Origin of the sequence: Kineosporia babensis, assembly GCF_021129305.1 — a bacterium.
In the GTDB taxonomy this organism is placed as follows: domain Bacteria; phylum Actinomycetota; class Actinomycetes; order Actinomycetales; family Kineosporiaceae; genus Kineosporia; species Kineosporia babensis.
Map to the genome: position 1 here is coordinate 240,747 of NZ_JAJOMB010000005.1, position 18,657 is coordinate 259,403.

Here is an 18,657-nt window from a genome sequence, read left to right on the forward strand (position 1 = left end):
AGGGCAAGGCCGCCACGGACGCCGTGAACGACGGGGTACCGGTGACGTCACCGCCGCCCGTCAGCCAAGATAGGGCCCGGACCGGTCGCGATCCGGCGGGTTCGGCATGGTTTCACATCGTTGTCCTAAATCCAGGAGGGACGTCGTGGTCGGACGAGAATCATCAGGCCCGATCCTGAACGGGCTGCCGAGCCGGCTGCCCGACATCGATCCTGAGGAGACCGCTGAGTGGATCGCGTCCCTGGACGCGGCCATCGACGGTCAGGGCCGTCAGCGGGCCCGCTACCTGATGCAGTCCCTGCTGCAGCGCGCCCGCGAGCGCGGTGTCGGTGTGCCGAGTCTCACGGCCACCGACTACGTCAACACCATCCCGCCGGAGGCCGAGCCCTGGTTCCCGGGTGACGAAGAGGCCGAGCGCACCGCCCGCCGGTGGGTCCGCTGGAACGCCGCGGTGATGGTGCACCGCGCCCAGCGCCCGGACATCGGCGTCGGCGGTCACATCTCCTCCTACGCCTCCTCGGCCTCGCTCTACGAGGTCGGCTTCAACCACTTCTTCCGGGGCAAGGATCACCCGGGTGGCGGTGACCAGGTCTTCTTCCAGGGCCACGCCTCCCCCGGCGTGTACGCCCGGGCGTTCCTCGAGGGCCGGCTGTCCGCCGACCAGCTCGACGGCTTCCGCCAGGAGCGCTCGCACCCGGCCGGCGGTCTGTCCTCGTACCCGCACCCGCGGCTGATGCCGGATTTCTGGGAGTTCCCGACCGTCTCGATGGGCCTGGGCCCGATGAACGCGGTCTACCAGGCCTCGTTCAACAAGTACCTGCACAACCGGGGCATCAAGGACACCTCCCAGCAGCACGTCTGGGCCTTCCTCGGCGACGGCGAGATGGACGAGCCGGAGAGCCGCGGTTTCCTCCAGGTCGCCGCCCAGGAAGAGCTGGACAACCTGACCTTCGTGGTGAACTGCAACCTGCAGCGCCTGGACGGCCCGGTGCGTGGCAACGGCAAGATCATCCAGGAGCTGGAGGCGCAGTTCCGCGGCGCCGGCTGGAACGTGATCAAGGTGGTCTGGGGCCGCGAGTGGGACCCGCTGCTGGCCGCCGACCGCGACCACGCCCTGGTCAACCTGATGAACATCACGCCCGACGGCGACTACCAGACCTTCCGGGCCGAGGACGGCGCGTACATCCGCGAGCACTTCTTCGGCCGTGACCCGCGCACCCTCAAGCTGGTCGAGAAGCTCTCGGACGACGACATCTGGTGGAACCTCAAGCGCGGTGGGCACGACTACCGCAAGGTCTACGCGGCCTACCGGGCGGCGGTCGAGCACAACGGCCAGCCCACGGTGATCCTGGCCAAGACGATCAAGGGCTACGGCCTGGGCACGCACTTCGCCGGCCGTAACGCCACCCACCAGATGAAGAAGCTCACGCTGGACGACCTCAAGGCGTTCCGCGACGGCCTGCGCATCCCGATCAGCGACGCCCAGCTGGAGGCGGACAAGTACCTGCCGCCGTACTTCCACCCGGGCGAGAACGACGAGACGCTGCAGTACCTGAAGGACCGCCGGCGCAAGCTCGGCGGGGCCGTGCCCTCGCGCCGGCACAGCGCGGGCTCGCTGAAGCTCCCCGACGACAAGGCCTACGCCGGCGCCAACAAGGGCTCGGGCAAGCAGCAGGTCGCCACCACCATGGCGTTCGTCCGGATCCTGCGGGACCTGATGCGGGACAAGGACTTCGGCCCCCGGGTGGTGCCGATCATCCCGGACGAGGCGCGCACCTTCGGGATGGACTCGTTCTTCCCGACCGCCAAGATCTACAACCCGCACGGCCAGCAGTACACCTCGGTCGACCGTGAGCTGATGCTCGCCTACACCGAGTCGGTCTCCGGGCAGATCCTGCACGTGGGCATCAACGAGGCCGGTTCGGTCGGGGCGTTCCAGGCGGCCGGCACCTCGTACGCCACGCACGGCGAGCCGATGGTCCCGGTCTACGTCTTCTACTCGATGTTCGGCTTCCAGCGCACCGGTGACAGCCTGTGGGCCGCGGCCGACCAGATGTCCCGGGGCTTCCTGATCGGCGCCACCGCCGGGCGGACCACGCTGACCGGCGAGGGCCTGCAGCACGCCGACGGGCACTCCCCGCTGCTGGCCTCGACCAACCCGGCGGCGGTGATCTACGACCCGGCCTACGGGTACGAGATCGGGCACATCATGAAGGACGGCCTGCGGCGGATGTACGGCGAGTCGCCGGAGGACATCTTCTACTACCTGACCGTCTACAACGAGCCGATCGTGCAGCCCCCGGCTCCCGAGAACGTCGATGTCGAGGGCATTCTCAAGGGCATCTACCAGCTGCGGCCGGCCGGTCAGGCGTCCGGCCCGAAGGCCCAGATCCTGGCCTCGGGGGTCTCGGTGCCGTGGGCCCTGGAGGCGCAGACCCTGCTGGCCAACGACTGGGGCGTGGCCGCCGACGTGTGGAGCGTGACCAGCTGGACCGAGCTGCGCCGCGACGCCCTGGCGGCGGACAACCACAGCTTCCTGAACCCCTCGGAGCCGGCCCGCAAGCCGTTCGTCACGCAGAAGCTCGAGGGGGCCGCCGGTCCGGTGGTCGCGGTCACCGACTACATGCGGGCGGTACCGGACCAGATCCGGCAGTGGGTGCCGCAGGAGTTCGTCTCCCTCGGCGCCGACGGCTTCGGCATCTCCGACACCCGCCCGGCGGCCCGCCGCTACTTCGGCATCGACAGCCCGTCGGTCGTGGTGCGGGTGCTGCAGCTGCTGGCCGCCCGCGGTGAGATCGCCGCGGACATCCCGCAGAAGGCCGTGGACAAGTACGACCTGCTGAACGTCCGGGCCGGCACCACCGGCACGGCGGGCGGCGACGCGTAGTCCGTTCGTCAGGCGAGGGGCTGCTGGGGAGACTTCCCGGCGGCCCCTCGGCTTTTGCCTGCCTGATTGAGGACGCTCGCCCGCCCCACGCTCCCACCGGGCCCTCCCGCTCGGGGCCGGCTTGGCCAACGCAACCCGGACTCACACCGGGCCAGTTCCTCCAACCCAACCCACGCTCACACAACCCCTGTCCTGACGGGCTTCTCCAACCACAAGCCACGCTCCCCATCAGCCCCTCCGCTCGGGGCCAGCTCTTCTACTCGCTCTCCTTCCACCCACCCGCTAGCAAGGCCTGTTATCGCTCGCCGTGTTGATCGGGAAGACAAAACGACGCTATGACGTGCTTTGTCTTCCCGATCCCGCCTCCGAACCGCAGGGGCCCGGACAGGCCGAAGGGCCGCCCGAGAACGCCCGGGGCGGCCCTTCAGAAGGTGCAGCTAGAAGATGGTGGCGATGCCGGAGGCGCCGCCGGTGATGGGCATCGAGCCGGTGGGCGGGCCGAGCCGGTCGCCGATCTCCTGCCGCAGGGCCTGGACGGCCTGCTGGTCGGGGTGCTCGGCCAGGGCGGCCAGATGGCGCCGGGCCTCGCTGAGCCGCTCCACCTCGATCGCGGCCAGGATCAGCTCGCGAGCGGCGGGGAGCACGTGCTCCTTCGGGCGCCAGTGCCCGACCCCGAGGTTCAGCGCGTCGTTCGGGTGCCCGGCCTCGCGCAGCATCTCCAGGCCCTGGGCCAGTGCGTCGCCGGTGCTGTCCCGGTCGGCCGCCGTGCTGAGCCGGCGCAGCGCCGTCTCCCGGTCGTCGTCGATCGAGAGCCGGGCCAGCTGGATCAGCGGGTACCAGGCCCGCTGACTCTGGGCGACCTCCTCGGCCAGCGCCCAGACGGAGTCCTCCGCCGCGCGCTGAGGGTCACCGCCCTCGTGGTTCTCCGCGGCCATGGCGCCGACGATCTCGGCCAGCCGGTCGAACGCGACCACGTCGTTGGGGTCTTCTCCCAGCCGGGCGCGCAGCGCTTCCTCCTCGCTGCGGTCCTCGTCGGTGGCGTGCAGATCGCCGCCCCCGAGCTCGACCGGGGTCTCGACAGAGTGAGCCGCGACCGTCTCCAGACGGCCGCCGCCGGCGACGGTGTCGTCCGCCGAGCGCCGCTTCAGCCGATCCAGCGCTGACATATCGCCCCTTTCGGCAACCTGCGGTGCAGTCCTGGTGCTGTGTGTGCTGGCTGTATTCGTGGTGCGTTCCGTGCAGAATCGATCCGCCACGCCTCACCGGAGATACAGGCCCGTCGGGTGACGGCCAGGTGACCCGGGTGCTGCCTCTGAGTGCCTCCTGTGTGACGTAGGACCGTCTCGACCCTAACGCGTGCTGCCCACCCACGGCGACCGGTGCTGCCCTGTGCCGCGGGCGTCTGTGCAGCGTACGCCGCCGTAACCGGTCGGCGACCGGGGCCGAGGACTCCTTGACAGGACCCACCCGGAGCCCGCTCACGCAGGTCAGGCCTTAATCTCGTCAGCGTGGTGACAGCGGACGAGGCAACCATCGCCAACCTGAGGGCGGCCCGGGGCACCCTCGCCGGCGAGGCCGTCCGCCGGATGGAGGAGACGCTGCCCTGGTACCGCGCGATGAGCGCGCAGGACCGCTCCTGGGTGGGGCTGATCGCCCACGCCGCCATCTCCGCCTTCATCGCCTGGTACCAGCAGCCGGACGGCGAGGTGCAGATCACCGCCGACGTCTTCGGCACCGCCCCGCGCGAGCTGACCCGTTCCATCTCGCTGCAGCACGCGCTGCAGATGGTCCGCACCGTGGTCGACTCCGTCGAGGAGCACGTCCCCGCGATCGCCGCCCCCGACGCCGAGCAGCACCTGCGCGAGTCCGTACTGCGTTACTCCCGGGACGTGGCCTTCGCCGCCGCGGAGATCTACGCCCGGGCGGCCGAGTCCCGAGGCTCCTGGGACGCCCGCCTGGAAGCCATGGTCGTGGACGCGGTGATGCGCGGGGCCGAGAGCGAGGACCTGCGTTCCCGGGCCGCGGCGCTGAACTGGGGCGCCACCACCAAGGTCGTCGTGGTGGCCGGTGAGGCCTCGGCGGCCACGCTCGAGGAGAGCAGAGAAAGCCTGCGCAGCACCGCCCGCAGCGGCGGCGGCGACCTGCTGATCGGTCTCCAGGGCGAACGGCTGATCCTGATCCTGGGCCACGGCGACGACCCGGGGGCGCTGGTGACCGACCTGGTGCAGTACTTCGGCCCCGGCCCGGTGGTGGTCGGCCCGGCCGTGAACGGGCTGATGGCGGCCTCGGAGTCGGCCCGGGCGGCGGTGTCCGGCCTCAGCGCGGCCCGGGCCTGGCCGGGTGCCCCCCGGCCGGTGGAGAGCGACGACCTTCTGCCCGAACGGCTGCTGACCGGGGACACCGAGGCCCGCCGCACCTTGATCGAGCAGGCCTACCGCCCGTTGACCGAGGGCGCGGCGCACCTGCTGGACACGGTCTGGACCTACGTGGAGCTCGGCGGATCGCTGGAGGGGGCGGCCCGGGCGTTGTTCGTGCACCCCAACACGGTTCGCTACCGGCTCCGGCGCGTGAGTGACATCACTAGGTGGGACCCTACTGACGCGCGGGGTGCCTTCGTGTTACGCATTGCCATCATCGCAGGTCGGGTCAGCGATCCGCAGACCTGACCGGATGTCGTCCAGCGACTCTTTGTAGGAAGTCTCCAAAGGCATGCGAAAAGCTTCGTGCGCTCCATGCCGTCCGCCGAGCCGCTGGGCGGCGCATCGTTGAGTCCGTGCTCGTCATCGTTGCGCCCGGACAGGGCTCCCAGACTCCCGGCTTCCTGCAGCCCTGGCTCGAGGAGCCCGCGGCTGCCGACCGGCTGAACTGGCTGTCCGCGGTCGCCGACATCGACCTGGTCGGGCACGGCACCACCTCGGACGCGGAGACCATCCAGGACACCGCCGTCGCCCAGCCGCTGCTGGTCGCCGCCGGGCTGGTCTCGCTGCTCACCCTGTTCCCGAGCCCGGCCGACGCCTACCGGCAGATCGGGGTCGGCGCCGGGCACTCGGTCGGCGAGATCACCGCGGCCGCGGCCGCCGGCGTGATCACCGCCGAGCAGGCGATGGTGCTGGTGCGCGAGCGCGGCCGGGCGATGGCCCAGGCCGCGGCGGCCACCCCGACCGGGATGAGCGCGCTGCTGGGCGGTGACCCGGACGAGGTGCTGGAGACCCTGAAGCGCCTCGACCTCACCCCGGCGAACATGAACATGACCGGCCAGGTGGTCGCGGCCGGCACGCTGGAGAACCTGGAGCGGCTGAAGGCCGAGCCGCCGGCCAAGGCCCGGGTGCGCCCGCTGAAGGTGGCCGGTGCCTTCCACACCGAGTTCATGGCCCCCGCGGTGGACGTGCTCGAGGGCTACAGCCGGGCGATCAGCACGCACGACGCCCGGGTCCGCCTGGCCTCCAACGCCGACGGCGCGGTGGTCGACGACGGCCGCGAGGTGCTGGGCCGGATCGTGCGGCAGATCAGCCGCCCGGTGCGCTGGGACCTGTGCATGGAGACCTTCCGCGAGCTCGGCGTCACCGGCCTGCTGGAGCTGCCGCCGGCCGGCACCCTGACCGGGATCGCCAAGCGCGCGCTGCCCGGGGTCGAGCTGGTCGCCCTGAAGACGCCGGACGACCTGCCCGCCGCGAAGGCACTGATCGAGAAGCACGCCGAGCCCGCCAAGTCACTGCTGAGCGAGGGATCATGACCCGCATCGGCAGCCGGCGCGGCGCCGAGTACGCCCGGATCCTGGCCACCGGGGCCCGGCGGCCCGACCGGATCGTCACCAACGACGAGATCTGCGAGGTGCTCGACTCCTCGGACCAGTGGATCCGGGAGCGCACCGGGATCATCACCCGGCGCTTCGCCGCGCCCGGGGAGACCGTCGTCGACCTGGCCGCGCCGGCCGCGCAGCAGGCGATCGAGCGGGCCGGGCTGGCCCCGGCCGACGTCGACGCCGTGCTGGTCGCCACCAGCACCCACATGGTCTCGATGCCCTCCGCCGCCGCGCTCACCGCGGCCCGGATCGGCGCCGGTCAGGCCACCACGTTCGACCTGTCCACCGCCTGCGCCGGGTTCACCCACGGCGTCGCCGTGGCCAACGACCTGATCCGCGGCGGCTCCGCCCGGCACGTGCTGCTGGTCGGCGTGGACCGGATGACCGACGTGATCGACCCCCGCGACCGGGGCAGCGCGATGATCTTCGGCGACGGCGCCGGCGCGGCCGTGATCGGCCCGAGCGACACCCCGGGCATCGGCCCGACGATCTGGGGCGGCGACGCCGATCAGTGGGAAGCGCTGTACCAGACCGCTTCCTGGACCGAGTACCGCGACGCCGTCCAGGCGGGCGGCGAACCGGACTGGCCGGTGCTGACCATGATGGGCCCGAAGATCTTCCGCTGGGCGGTCTGGCAGATGGCCGACGTGGCCCGCAAGGCGCTCGAGGCGGCCGAGGTGGACGTGGCCGACCTGGCCGCCTTCGTCCCGCACCAGGCCAACATCCGGATCATCGACCAGATGGCCAAGCAGCTCAAGGTGCCCGAGCACGTGGTGGTCGCGCGCGACGTGGTCGACGCCGGCAACACCACGGCCGGGAGTATCCCACTGGCCCTGGACCGCGTCGTCACCGAGGGCCAGGTACCCTCCGGAGGGCTCGCCCTGCTGATCGGTTTCGGCGCCGGGCTGAGCTACTCGGCGCAGGTCGTCGCGCTCCCCTGATTTTCTCGCCCCTGGTGCATTCGGCCGGGGCAGACACGGGTGGGGCCGGCGCCGACGCCGTACAGTCCTCACGCCGTACATCGCACCGCAAGAAGCAACACTGACGAAATGGAGCAAAACCATGGCGCACACCCAGGACGAGATCCTCGCCGGACTCGCCGAGCTCGTCGCTGAGGAGACCGGCATCCCGGCCGGCGACGTGCAGCTGGAGAAGTCCTTCACCGACGACCTGGACATCGACTCGCTGTCGATGATGACGATCGTCGTCAACGCCCAGGACAAGTTCGACGTGGAGATCCCGGACGAGGCCGTGGGCGGCCTGAAGACCGTCCAGGACGCCGTCTCCTACATCAGCAACGCCGAGACGGCGAAGGCCTGACCTTCATGCCGGGTTCAGACGACAGGGCGATCGCCGTCACCGGGCTGGGTGCCACCAGCCCGCTCGGCGGCGACGTGCAGACCACCTGGGACGCGCTGCTCGCGGGCAGCTCCGGCGCCCGGCCGATCGGTGAGATCTGGACGGAGCGGTACCCCACGCTTCCGGTCACGTTCGCCTGCAGCCTGGCCCAGCCCGCCTCGGAGAAGCTCACTCCGCAGGAGATCCGCCGGCTCGACCCCAGCGGTCAGTACGCGCTGATCGCGTCCCGGGAGGCGTGGGCCCACGCCGGCGCCCCCGAGGTCGAGAAGGAGCGTCTGGGCGTGTGCATGGCCTCCGGCATCGGCGGCCTGCACACCGTGCTCAACGCGTACGACACGCTGAACGACAAGGGCGCGCGGCGGATGCTGCCGATGACCGTGCCGATGCTGATGCCGAACGGCCCGGCCGCCGCGGTCGGGCTCGACCTCGGTGCCCGCGCCGGGGTGCACACGCCGGTCTCGGCGTGCGCGTCCGGGGCCGAGGCGATCGCCCAGGGCGCCGACCTGATCCGTCGCGGTCTGGCGGACGTGGTGGTGGCCGGCGGTACCGAGGGCTGCATCCACCCGGTCACGATCGGCGCGTTCGCGGCGATGCAGGCGCTGTCGAAGTGGAACGACGACATCACCCGGGCCTCGCGCCCGTACGACGTCGAGCGCAACGGCTTCGTGATGGGTGAGGGTTCCGGCGCGGTGGTGCTGGAGTCGATGGCCCACGCCAAGGCCCGCGGCGCCACGATCCACGCGGTGCTGGCCGGGGTCGGGGTCACCTCCGACGGCTATCACATCTCGGCTCCCGAGCCGGAGGGCAAGGGCGCGGCCCGGGCCATGCGGGCGGCGCTGGCCGACAGCGACCTGGCCGCCTCGGACATCGTGCACCTGAACGCGCACGCCACCTCCACCCCGGTCGGCGACGTCGCCGAGGCGCAGGCCATCCGCCTGGCCCTGGGCGAGGCGACCGACAGCGTGGCGGTCTCGGCGACCAAGTCGATGACCGGGCACCTGCTCGGCGCGGCGGGGGCGCTGGAGTCGATCTTCACGGTGCTGGCCGTGCGGGACGGGATCGCCCCGCCGACCACCAACCTGGACAGCCAGGACCCGAAGATCACCCTGGACGTGGTGAACAAGGATCCGCGCAAGCTGCCCGACGGTGAGCGCGCGGCGGTGAACAACGCCTTCGGGTTCGGCGGTCACAACGTCGGCCTGGTGTTCCGCAGCGCCTGAGCCGGCAGAACGTCGAAAGGGCCGGTCCCCCCGGGTTGGGGACCGGCCCTTTCCGACGTTGCCGAAAGTTCAGCCGACGCGGTGCAGCCAGCGCACCGGGGCGCCGTCACCGGCGTAGCGGAACGGCTCGAGCTCGTCGTCCCAGGCCCGGCCCAGGGCCAGGTCGAGCTCGCGCTGCATCAGCAGCGGATCGGCATGACCGATCTCCATCGCGGCCCGGATCCGGTCCTCGGGCACCATCACGTTGCCGTGGACGTCCGTCACGGCATGGAAGATCCCCAGCTCCGGGGTATGGCTCCAACGGCCGCCGTCCACCCCCGCGCTGGCCTCCTCGGTCACCTCGAACCGAAGATGCGCCCAGCCGCGCAGGGCAGAGGTCAGCCGCGCACCCATACCCTGCGGTGCCTGCCAGGACAGCTCTGTCCGGTACAACCCTGGCGCCGCCGGCTGCTCGATCCAGTCCAGCGACAAGCGCAGCCCTAGTACGCCGCCCGCTGCCCATTCCACATGTGGGCACAACGCGCTCGGCGCGGAATGCACAAACAGCACGCCTCGCGTGATGGCACCCGACATCTGGCCCTCCTCGACCCGGTTTGAGGTTCGTCTTCCCCAACGACCTCAACTCAGGCTTCTGAGCCGCAGGCACCCGTCCACGGACGCGTGTCGCCGATCATTGTGCCCGAGTCGGTCTCTCACCGCCAGGGTCGAACCCTCCACCGATCAGCGGAGATGCCCCCACCCTCGAGGTGAGGGCCAGGAGGCACCCGCGCGGTGGAACCGCACAGCGGGATCGCCGTCCGTGGCTGAGGTCGGGGCGCAACTCGGCGCAACGCCCGTGACCGCCTCTGCCGTGGTGACACACCGAGCGCATAGGGTCGTCAGCAGCCGGTTGAGTCAGAACGAACAGGAGGCCGGACGAGTATGTCGCAGCAGGTGCGCGGAGTTGTGTCACTGGCGAAGGGCGCGCCGGTGTCGATCGAGACGATCACCGTCCCCGATCCGGGTCCGGGCGAGGCCGTGGTGAAGGTGCAGGCCTGCGGGGTCTGCCACACCGATCTGCACTATCGAGAAGGCGGCATCAACGACGACTACCCCTTCCTGCTCGGCCACGAGGCGGCCGGGATCGTCGAGAGCGTGGGCGAGGGGGTCACCGACGTGGCCCCGGGCGACTTCGTGATCCTGAACTGGCGCGCGGTGTGCGGCTCGTGCCGGGCGTGTCTGCGGGGGCGCCCGCACCTGTGCTTCAACACCCACAACGCCCAGCAGAAGATGACCCTGCAGGACGGCACCGAACTGTCCCCCGCCCTGGGCATCGGCGCGTTCATCGAGAAGACCCTGGTCGCCGCCGGCCAGTGCACCAAGGTCGACCCGGCGGTCAAGCCCGAGGTGGCCGGGCTGCTCGGCTGCGGCGTGATGGCCGGGCTGGGCGCGGCCCTGAACACCGGCAACGTCGGCCGGGACGACACCGTCGCGGTGATCGGCTGCGGCGGCGTGGGCAACGCGGCGATCGCCGGGGCCCGGCTGGCCGGTGCCAAGACGATCATCGCCGTCGACCTGGACGACCAGAAGCTGGAATGGGCCAGGGAGTTCGGCGCCACCCACACGGTCAACTCCAGGTCGGGCGACCCGGTCAAGGCCGTTCAGGAGCTCACCGGTGGCTTCGGCGCCGACCTGGTGGTCGACGCGGTCGGCCGGCCGGAGACCTGGAAGACCGCGTTCTACGCGCGCGACCTGGCCGGGACCGTGGTCCTGGTCGGGGTGCCGGACCCCAGCATGCAACTGGAGGTCCCGCTGATCGACGTGTTCGGCCGGGGTGGCTCGCTGAAGTCCTCCTGGTACGGCGACTGCCTGCCCAGCCGCGACTTCCCGACGATGGTCGACCTGCACCTGCAGGGCCGGCTGCCGCTGGAGAAGTTCGTCTCCGAGACGATCGGCCTGGAGGACGTCGAGGCCTCGTTCGCCAAGATGAAGACCGGCGAGGTCCTGCGCTCGGTGGTCCTGCTGTGAGCGGGCCGCTGCGGGTCGAGAAGGTGGTCACCAGCGGGGTGTTCTCGCTGGACGGCCAGAACTTCGACGTCGACAACAACGTCTGGCTGCTCGGCGACGACGAGGAGGTGCTGGTGGTCGACGCGGCCCACCAGGCCGCCCCGATCCGCGCCGCGATCGGCTCGCGCACGCTGGTGGGCGTGGTGTGCACGCACGGGCACAACGACCACATCAACGCCGCGATCGAGGTGGCCGGGGACGCCCCGGTGTACCTGCACCCGCAGGACCGGATGCTCTGGGACGTGGTGCACTCCGACTACGAGCCGAAGAAGCTGTCCGACCGGCAGATCATCACCGTGGCCGGGGCCGAGGTCCAGGTCCTGCACACGCCGGGGCACTCCCCCGGCGCGGTCTGCCTGTACGTACCGGCGCTGAACAAGCTGCTCAGCGGGGACACGCTGTTCTGCGGCGGACCGGGCGCCACCGGCCGTTCGTACAGCAGCTTCCCGACCATCCTGGACTCGATCCGGACCCGGCTGCTCACCCTCCCGGAGAACACCGAGGTGCTCACCGGGCACGGCGACTCCACGGTGATCGGCACCGAGGGCAAGGACTACGACGCCTGGGTCACCCGCGGGCACTGAACCGCAGGGCATGATCGCGGCAAACGGCCCAAGAACTTTGCCACCGCCGCGATCATGCCCACCCACCCCCGGCTTAGGGTCGGGGTATGACCACCCCCGACTGGGGTAGCCCCGCCGCGAAAGCGTTCACCTCGGGCTCGCTGCTGGAGAGCCTGGCCCAGGCCGGCACGTTCACCGTCACCCGCTTCGCCCCGGACCGCGATCCGGAGACCTCCTCGCCGCAGCACTCCCACGAGATCCGCCCCACCGGCCACGACATCGTGCTGGCCCGGCTGGAGAAGCTGAGTGCCCCGGCCAACTGGTTCCTCGGCGCGCTGCCGCCCACCCCTCACGTGCTCACCGAGCGCGAGACCCGCCGGAAGATCGCCGACCTGGTACGAGCCGGACGGTACGAACGCCGGCCCCGGCTGGACGTCTTCGATCCCAAGTCCGGGAAGCCGATCGGGACGATCGTGCGCGAGGCGCCGGCAACGTCCCCCCATTTGATCGTTGTCACTGCGGACGAACGGCTGATGCGGCTGAGCGGGCACGACTGGGCCGCCCCCGACTATCGCCTGAAGGACACTGGCGGCCGGGTGCTGGCCGAGGTCGCCCGGGAGAGCAACGGCTTCATGACCGGCACCTTCCGGTACGAGCTCACTTTCGATCCGGTGCTGGAGGCCCCGAACCGGATGCTGGCTCTCCTGGCGGTGACTTTTCTCGACGAACTCGGGCGGAAGAAGAAGGTGAACGCCGAGGTCTGGGGACGGCGCGCGGTCTAACCTCGGTTTCATGACAGACCAGGGCAACCCCATCTGGGGCACACCGGAGCCTTCCGGGAGCGCTCCCGAGTGGGGTAACCCCACGCCTTCCACCGACGCGCCGGCCTGGGGTACCCCAGGGGGCGAGGCTCCCCCGCCACCAGCGGCCGACGAGGGGCGGCTCACCTCCTCCCTGGAGGCCGCGCTCTTCAACAACGCCGAACTCGAAGTGCTCGAGAACGCGGCGATGTTCGGGGAGGGCGGTTACACAGTGCACACCCCGCAGCACCAGCCGGTCGCCTCCCTAAGCGCCGACACCTCCGCCGCCAGCATGTTCTTCGGCGGTCTGGTCACCAGCCGGCAGGTCTTCCACGACGCCGACGGGGTGATCGCGGCCGAGTTACAGCGCAGCGGCTCACTGTTCAACGACGGCACCTACGAGCTGTACGACGCGCAGGGGCTGGCGCTGGGCTCGATCTCCCGGGAGTTCGCGCTTTTCTCCTCCCGGCTGCGGATTCTCTGCGTCACCGGCCGGCAGATGCTGCTGTCCGGAGCGTCGTGGGTGAGCAGCGAGTTCGAGGTGATCGACGCCGCGGACGAGACCGTTCTGGCCACCGTGCAGCGACTCAGCAACGGAATGTTCAGCGGCACCCACCACTACCCGATCCAGTTCGGCCCTGAGATCACCGTGCTGGAACGCTTCCTGGTGGTCACCGCCGCGATCTGCCTGGACCACGTGCAGGACAAGAACTGATTGAGGACGCGGCGCGCACCAAAGCGCGCAGCTCACCACCAAGCCACAGCAGTTTGGGTACCAGGAGCCACTTCGGTGAACCCGCCGTCGTGCACCGCGACCCTCGCCCGGCGCACCGCCTCGGCCCAGCCGGCTCCCTCCGGGGTGACCACCCGCACCGCCCAGCCGTTTTCCGCCCAACGTGAGCGCGCCTCGTCCCCCATCGACCGCAAAGCCAACTGGGCCGCGTGACCGCTCTGAGCCGCCGACTTCCCTGTAGTCATCGGAGTCAGCGCCGTCAGCGCGATGGTGAGCCCGCCGTCCACCGGTTCAGAAGACTTTCCGGGCTCAGGCATGTCGGTACCCCCGACCTGCATTTTGGCCAGCGCCGCAGGTACCTGGTCGATCGGGCCGGGCACGAACGCGCGCACCTGAGCCCCCGCATGCTCCACCTCCACCCCGTCCAACTCCTGGACCTGGGTGAAGCGAATTCCCCTACCCCGGCGCACGACCTTACGGATCGGCCCCGAAGCCCAGTGGTGCACGAACGGGTACCACTCCCCGCCCGGCCCGCTGCGGGGATCGGTCAGCAACCCGACCACGGCGCGCGCGGCGGCCTCACAGACGGCCAGATGCGTTGGCCGGGCGGCGCGTTCGTCGCGCATGGCCAGCTGCATGGCCCAGGGCTGGGTGGAGGCGAACGGGTCGGGCATCTCCTCAGGCGTTTCGGACACCGCGGCAGTATCCCAGGGCCCTGCCACCGGCCTGGCTACCAGCGGCCCTTCTGCCCGGAGACGGTGTGCGGGGGTAGCACCACGTCGTCGGCGAGGGTGGGTAGATCGATCTCCCGGGTGACGTCGGTGGCCGCGATCCAGTCGGTGCGTAGGCCCGCTCCGATCTCGGGCTCCCAGCTGATCTCCACGGCGTCCTTGGTCCAGGCGGTGGCGGTGGCCGGCACGGTGCGGTTGATGCCGTGGTGCCAGCGGATCAGGGCCACGACCGGCAGGCCCTCTCCGAGCTCGCGGCGGTAGACCGCACCGTGCGGGGCGGCGCGGCGGATACGAGGGACGCTGGGCATCGGATCCCGACTTTCTCCAGTGTGGACATTTCAGACAATACGCTCGACCCAGAACTCAACGGTAGTCGATCTCGAACACATGTTCGAGTGCAATATGGGTACAGGAACCGGGTTCACTCGAACGGCGGACGGTCACTCCCGGTGACCGAAATGTCTCACAGCAGACCCTCAGTCCGGATCCACGAACGTGCCAGCGACGGCCGACATGGTTGTCACCATGACGGCGATCCCCGCGACCTCACAGACCCTGCCGGTGCCCGCCCCGATCCCGGCGGCCGGTGACCCCCGGCCTCTTTCCGTGCCCGCCCTGGACGTCGTCGTCCCGGTCTACAACGAGGAAGCCGGCCTGCAGCCGTGCGTCGAGCGGCTGCACGCCTACCTGAGCGACCACTTCCCCTACCGGTTCCGGATCACCATCGCCGACAACGCCAGTGTGGACCGCACTTTCGAGGTGGCCACCCAGCTGGCCGAGCGCTTCCCCGAGGTCGAGGTGGCACACCTGGACCAGAAGGGCCGGGGTAGAGCGCTGCGGGCGGTCTGGTCGGCGTCCGACGCCACCGTGCTGGCCTACATGGACGTAGACCTCTCCACCGACCTGACGGCTCTCCTCCCCCTGGTGGCGCCGCTGCTGTCGGGGCACTCGGAACTGGCTATCGGCAGCCGGCTGGCCCGGGGGTCGCGGGTGGTCCGGGGCACCAAGCGCGAACTGATCTCACGCTGCTACAACCTCATCCTGCGCGGCACCCTGGCCGCCGGGTTCACCGACGCCCAGTGTGGTTTCAAAGCCATCCGCGGCGACGTGGCCAAGCGTCTACTGCCGCTGGTCGAGGACACCGGCTGGTTCTTCGACACCGAACTGCTGGTCCTGGCCGAACGCGGCGGGCTGCGCATCCATGAGGTCCCGGTCGACTGGGTGGACGACCCCGACAGCCGCGTGGACATCGTCGCCACGGCAATGGCCGACCTACGCGGCGTGGTCCGGGTAGGTAAGGCCCTCACCACCGGGCAGCTTCCGCTGGCAGGGGTCCGGGCCGAGTTGCGCCCGTTGGGTTTCCGGCCAACTGGAGACGTCGTTGCGGACCCGGCGACGGAAGTCGCCACCTCGGGGGCAACGGTCCCCCTGCCAGGCGCCCAGCCGTCCTCTGGTGGCTCGGTCATCTCGGCAACCGGTCGCACCGTCGACCCGGAGGGCGTACCCCCGGGCCTGACCGGGCAACTCATCCGCTTCGCAACCGTCGGCCTGGTCAGCACCGTGGCCTACGTGGTGCTCTACGCCCTGCTGCGCTACGGCTTCGGGGCCCAGGCCGCCAACCTGATCGCGCTGCTGCTGACCACCATCGGCAACACCGCCGCCAACCGCAGCCTGACCTTCGGCGTGCACGGCCCGCACCGCTGGTGGCGCCACCAGTTCCAGGGCCTGGCCGTCTTCGCCCTCACCCTGGTCCTGACCAGTGGCTCGCTCGCCCTGCTGGGCTCGGTGGCCGGCTCGGCGCACCACGTCGTCGAAGTCACAGTCCTGGTCCTGGCCAGCCTGCTGGCCACCGCGTTGCGCTTCACCCTGCTGCGGACCTGGGTGTTCCGTGCCCACCTGCGGTGATATGAACCGAACCGGCGCTGCGTCGGCTTCCGCTACGCAGCGTCGACTTTTTGGCACTTGCCCGGTCCGGCCCGTTACGGTGATCAGTCGTGATCGTTGGAACAGTAAGGAGCCGGACCCTTGGGTGAGCGGGAGCTCGATCAGGCAAGAACCCTGGAGGAGCGTTTCGCCGAGCTCGCCGAGTCCGGCGACACTCAGGGCGCTCTGGCGGCCATCGACGAGGCCGTGAGCCTGCGCCGGGCCGAGGGCACGCCGGACGGCCAGGCGCGCAACGCCCTGGCGAACGCGCTGTACAGCCGCAGCCTGGTGCTGGCGGCCACCGGCTCGGCCGAGCCCGCGCTGGCCGCGATCACCGAGGCCACCCAGCTGTGGCGTCAGGTGGCCGAGGAGGACCAGGCGGTCGGCATGCCGAACCTGGGCCTGGCCCTGACCGCGATGTCGGACCAGTACGCGGCGGCCGGCGACGACGTGGCCGCGCTCAAGGCGGTCGACGAGGCCGTCAAGATCTACACCTTCCTGCAGACCGTGGTGCCCGACGAGGCGATGCTGCCGACCGCGAACGCGCTCAGCGGGGTGGCCACCATCCGGTTCCGCACCGGCGACCACGAGGGTGGTCTGGCCGCGATGGGCGAGGCCGCGCGGATCGTGCGCCAGCTGGCCGAGAAGAACCCCCAGCAGTACCGCGAGCCGCTCGCGGTGGCGCTCAACAACCTGGCCACGCTGCAGGTGCGGGCCGGGGAGATCGCCGCGGCGGTGGCCTCGCTGGAGGAGGTGGCCACGATCGTCGGCTCGCTGGCCGAGGCCGACCCGGACACCTACAAGCCGGTGCTCGACACCGTGCTGACCAACCTGCAGCAGGCTCGTTCCCAGGTCGCCCCGACCGCCTGAGCACCCGCAGTTCGCGAGAAGGCCCGGCTTCCCTGGATGGGAGCCGGGCCTTTTCGAGTCTGCTTCAGCGGGGCGCGTTCTCGCTGAGGTAGTCGGCCAGCTCGGGCAGCGAGACCAGCCCGTCGCCGTCCTCGTCGATCGCTGCGAGCGCGGCCAGGGCGGCCTCGTCGGTGACCTCGGCGGCACCGAGCGCGACCATCAGGCCCTTCAGCTCGGCGGCCGAGATCAGGCCGTCGCCGTCGACGTCGATCAGGTCGAAAGTAGCCTGGTAGTCGGCATTCTCACTCATGGTTGCATCCCGTCCCTGGACCGTCCGGCAAGATCTTCGCCGGCCGAAAGTACCGCGAGCCGCCCCGGACCGCCAGGGCACCCACCCCCGCCCTGCCCGTCTCAGCCCCGCCGAGCTGCCCACTCAGCCCAGCCACGCACGTCCTCACCACTTACCTCGGGCCCCCATCAACGCCCGGCTCCCCGAAAGCCAGCCACGCACGTCCCCAAGCACTTACCCCCACGCCGCTACTCACGCCCGGCCGCCCCGCAAGCCAGCCACGCGCGTCCTCAAGCACTTACCCCACGTCCTGGAGCAGGAACGCCACGGTGACCGCCCCCTCCACCCGTACCGGCTCGGTGTTGCTCAGATCGATCTCCGGCCGGTCCGCAGCGCTCTCCCGATGCGCCCTCCCGAATCCGGCCGCCATCGCGAACATCGGCCGCGCGCACCCGGTTTCCGGATCGTTCACGCTCAGCACCGGCCCGAGCCGCAGACCCAGCGCCGCCGCGTAGTCCTCCGCCGCCTCGCGGGCCTCGGCGATCGCCTTGACCCGGGCCTGCCGCCGCAGCTCCCGCAGATTCGCCACCTCCCACTGAAGGTGCTCCAGGCCAAGCCTTTCCGCCTCCAGCACCCGCTCGACCAGACCGGCCAGCAGGCTCAGATCCGTAACCGTGACGGTGATCTGGCCGGTGACCTGATGCCGCGAGCGCCGATCCTCCTGCCGGCCACCGTCCCACGAGGCCACCGAGCCCACCTGATAGGTGCAGCCCAGCTCGTCCAGCAACCCGCGGGCCCCGGCCAGCGCCTGGGCAAAGGCATCCGCCGCGGCCTTCGCCGACGACTCGGCCGCCCGCACCCGCAGGTGCAGCCGGGCCCGGTCGGGCATCGCCTCGGCGTAGGCCGAGCCGGAGACGGTGGCCACAACGCCTTCACCCGGGCGCTGACCAGGGCCGGAGGTCACGGGGCGTCCTGGGCGATCTGCTGCTGGAGCTGGTCGAGCTTGGCCCCGTAGATCTTCTTCAGCCCGCCCGGCGCGAAGGTGCGCTCGAAGAAGCCCTTCACCCCGCCCGCGCCCTGCCAGGTGATCTTCACGGTGACCTTGCTGCCCGCCGGCGCCGCCGCCACGTCCCACAGCACCCGCAGCGTGGAACGGGTGTCGGACTCCAGCAGCTGCTGCCCGGCCGGCGGCTCGGTGATCACGGCCTCGACGTGCCGCACCCGCTTCTTGGTGGCGTGCAGGTCGTAGGTGATGTGCGTGCCCTCACCGGTGCCTCCGGCGGTGACCTGGTAGCCGGTGAACTGCTCGGGCAGGATCTTCGGCCGCATGATCGAGTAGTCGGCCAGGGCGTCGAACGTCACGTCGGGCGGGGCGACGACATCGCGCTCCAGAACGACCAGGATCTCACTCACTGCTGTAGTCCCATCTGTCATGTACAGGGCGGGTATTTGGTC

General features: G+C 70.6%; 18 protein-coding genes and 1 pseudogene. 12 read left to right on the forward strand and 7 right to left on the reverse strand.

Annotation, left to right across the window (positions count from 1 at the left end; all coding sequences use genetic code 11):
* Positions 1 to 106 precede the first annotated feature (106 nt).
* Positions 107 to 2,887: a pyruvate dehydrogenase (acetyl-transferring), homodimeric type gene (aceE, locus tag LR394_RS12070; protein ID WP_407937025.1), complete on the forward strand. Its 2,781-nt coding sequence runs from the start codon at positions 107 to 109 to the stop codon at positions 2,885 to 2,887.
* A 437-nt stretch (positions 2,888 to 3,324) separates the two neighbouring features.
* Here the strand turns inward: aceE and LR394_RS12075 are convergent, their stop codons facing one another.
* Entirely contained in the window at positions 3,325 to 4,053 is a 729-nt protein-coding gene (locus LR394_RS12075; RefSeq protein ID WP_231441040.1) for a hypothetical protein, read from the reverse strand.
* 342 nt (positions 4,054 to 4,395) lie between these two features.
* On the opposite strand from LR394_RS12075, the gene LR394_RS12080 reads away from it, so the two are divergent.
* From LR394_RS12080 to LR394_RS12100, 5 genes and pseudogenes are all read left to right on the forward strand, one after another.
* Positions 4,396 to 5,553: a PucR family transcriptional regulator gene (locus LR394_RS12080; RefSeq protein ID WP_231441042.1), complete on the forward strand. Its 1,158-nt coding sequence runs from the start codon at positions 4,396 to 4,398 to the stop codon at positions 5,551 to 5,553.
* A 107-nt stretch (positions 5,554 to 5,660) separates the two neighbouring features.
* Positions 5,661 to 6,587, forward strand: a pseudogene (locus LR394_RS12085) (ACP S-malonyltransferase); the annotation flags it as partial.
* A gap of 29 nt (positions 6,588 to 6,616) precedes the next feature.
* The gene (locus LR394_RS12090) at positions 6,617 to 7,630 is read left to right on the forward strand and encodes a beta-ketoacyl-ACP synthase III (RefSeq protein WP_231441046.1); all 1,014 of its coding nucleotides are present in this window, start codon (positions 6,617 to 6,619) and stop codon (positions 7,628 to 7,630) included.
* A 121-nt stretch (positions 7,631 to 7,751) separates the two neighbouring features.
* Complete coding sequence (locus tag LR394_RS12095) at positions 7,752 to 8,009, forward strand: acyl carrier protein (protein WP_231441048.1); 258 nt, start codon at positions 7,752 to 7,754, stop codon at positions 8,007 to 8,009.
* Between the two features lie 5 nt (positions 8,010 to 8,014).
* Entirely contained in the window at positions 8,015 to 9,268 is a 1,254-nt protein-coding gene (locus tag LR394_RS12100) for a beta-ketoacyl-[acyl-carrier-protein] synthase family protein (RefSeq protein WP_231441050.1), read from the forward strand.
* A gap of 69 nt (positions 9,269 to 9,337) precedes the next feature.
* On the opposite strand, the gene LR394_RS12105 is transcribed toward LR394_RS12100, so the two are convergent.
* Positions 9,338 to 9,841: a DUF3145 domain-containing protein gene (locus LR394_RS12105; protein WP_231441052.1), complete on the reverse strand. Its 504-nt coding sequence runs from the start codon at positions 9,839 to 9,841 to the stop codon at positions 9,338 to 9,340.
* Between the two features lie 348 nt (positions 9,842 to 10,189).
* On the opposite strand from LR394_RS12105, the gene LR394_RS12110 reads away from it, so the two are divergent.
* The 4 genes from LR394_RS12110 (at position 10,190) to LR394_RS12125 (ending at position 13,392) form a co-directional block, all read left to right on the forward strand.
* Positions 10,190 to 11,275, forward strand: a complete 1,086-nt coding sequence (locus tag LR394_RS12110; protein ID WP_269329004.1) for an S-(hydroxymethyl)mycothiol dehydrogenase — start codon at positions 10,190 to 10,192, stop codon at positions 11,273 to 11,275.
* Positions 11,272 to 11,898: an MBL fold metallo-hydrolase gene (locus LR394_RS12115; protein ID WP_231441056.1), complete on the forward strand. Its 627-nt coding sequence runs from the start codon at positions 11,272 to 11,274 to the stop codon at positions 11,896 to 11,898. Before LR394_RS12110 ends, LR394_RS12115 begins: the two co-directional genes overlap by 4 nt.
* 86 nt (positions 11,899 to 11,984) lie before the next feature.
* Entirely contained in the window at positions 11,985 to 12,659 is a 675-nt protein-coding gene (locus LR394_RS12120) for a hypothetical protein (RefSeq protein WP_231441058.1), read from the forward strand.
* A gap of 10 nt (positions 12,660 to 12,669) precedes the next feature.
* On the forward strand, positions 12,670 to 13,392 hold the full coding sequence (locus LR394_RS12125) for a phospholipid scramblase-related protein (RefSeq protein WP_231441060.1): 723 nt from the start codon (positions 12,670 to 12,672) through the stop codon (positions 13,390 to 13,392).
* 32 nt (positions 13,393 to 13,424) lie between these two features.
* On the opposite strand, the gene LR394_RS12130 is transcribed toward LR394_RS12125, so the two are convergent.
* Positions 13,425 to 14,105, reverse strand: coding sequence for an aminoacyl-tRNA hydrolase (locus LR394_RS12130; protein ID WP_231441062.1), 681 nt, complete (start codon positions 14,103 to 14,105; stop codon positions 13,425 to 13,427).
* 35 nt (positions 14,106 to 14,140) lie between these two features.
* Positions 14,141 to 14,449 (reverse strand): hypothetical protein, encoded by a 309-nt coding sequence (locus tag LR394_RS12135; RefSeq protein WP_231441063.1) that lies wholly within the window; start codon positions 14,447 to 14,449, stop codon positions 14,141 to 14,143.
* Between the two features lie 217 nt (positions 14,450 to 14,666).
* Here LR394_RS12135 and LR394_RS12140 point away from each other — a divergent pair, with 217 nt between their 5' ends.
* Positions 14,667 to 16,046, forward strand: a complete 1,380-nt coding sequence (locus LR394_RS12140; protein ID WP_231441065.1) for a bifunctional glycosyltransferase family 2/GtrA family protein — start codon at positions 14,667 to 14,669, stop codon at positions 16,044 to 16,046.
* 120 nt (positions 16,047 to 16,166) lie between these two features.
* On the forward strand, positions 16,167 to 16,934 hold the full coding sequence (locus LR394_RS12145) for a tetratricopeptide repeat protein (protein ID WP_231441067.1): 768 nt from the start codon (positions 16,167 to 16,169) through the stop codon (positions 16,932 to 16,934).
* A gap of 64 nt (positions 16,935 to 16,998) precedes the next feature.
* Here LR394_RS12145 and LR394_RS12150 read toward each other — a convergent pair whose 3' ends face one another.
* From LR394_RS12150 to LR394_RS12160, 3 genes are all read right to left on the reverse strand, one after another.
* Positions 16,999 to 17,223, reverse strand: a complete 225-nt coding sequence (locus LR394_RS12150; RefSeq protein WP_231441069.1) for an EF-hand domain-containing protein — start codon at positions 17,221 to 17,223, stop codon at positions 16,999 to 17,001.
* A 277-nt stretch (positions 17,224 to 17,500) separates the two neighbouring features.
* Positions 17,501 to 18,166 (reverse strand): SIMPL domain-containing protein, encoded by a 666-nt coding sequence (locus tag LR394_RS12155; protein WP_231441071.1) that lies wholly within the window; start codon positions 18,164 to 18,166, stop codon positions 17,501 to 17,503.
* On the reverse strand, positions 18,163 to 18,615 hold the full coding sequence (locus LR394_RS12160; protein ID WP_231441073.1) for an SRPBCC family protein: 453 nt from the start codon (positions 18,613 to 18,615) through the stop codon (positions 18,163 to 18,165). The genes LR394_RS12155 and LR394_RS12160 overlap by 4 nt, the downstream gene beginning before the upstream one ends.
* Positions 18,616 to 18,657 lie beyond the last annotated feature (42 nt).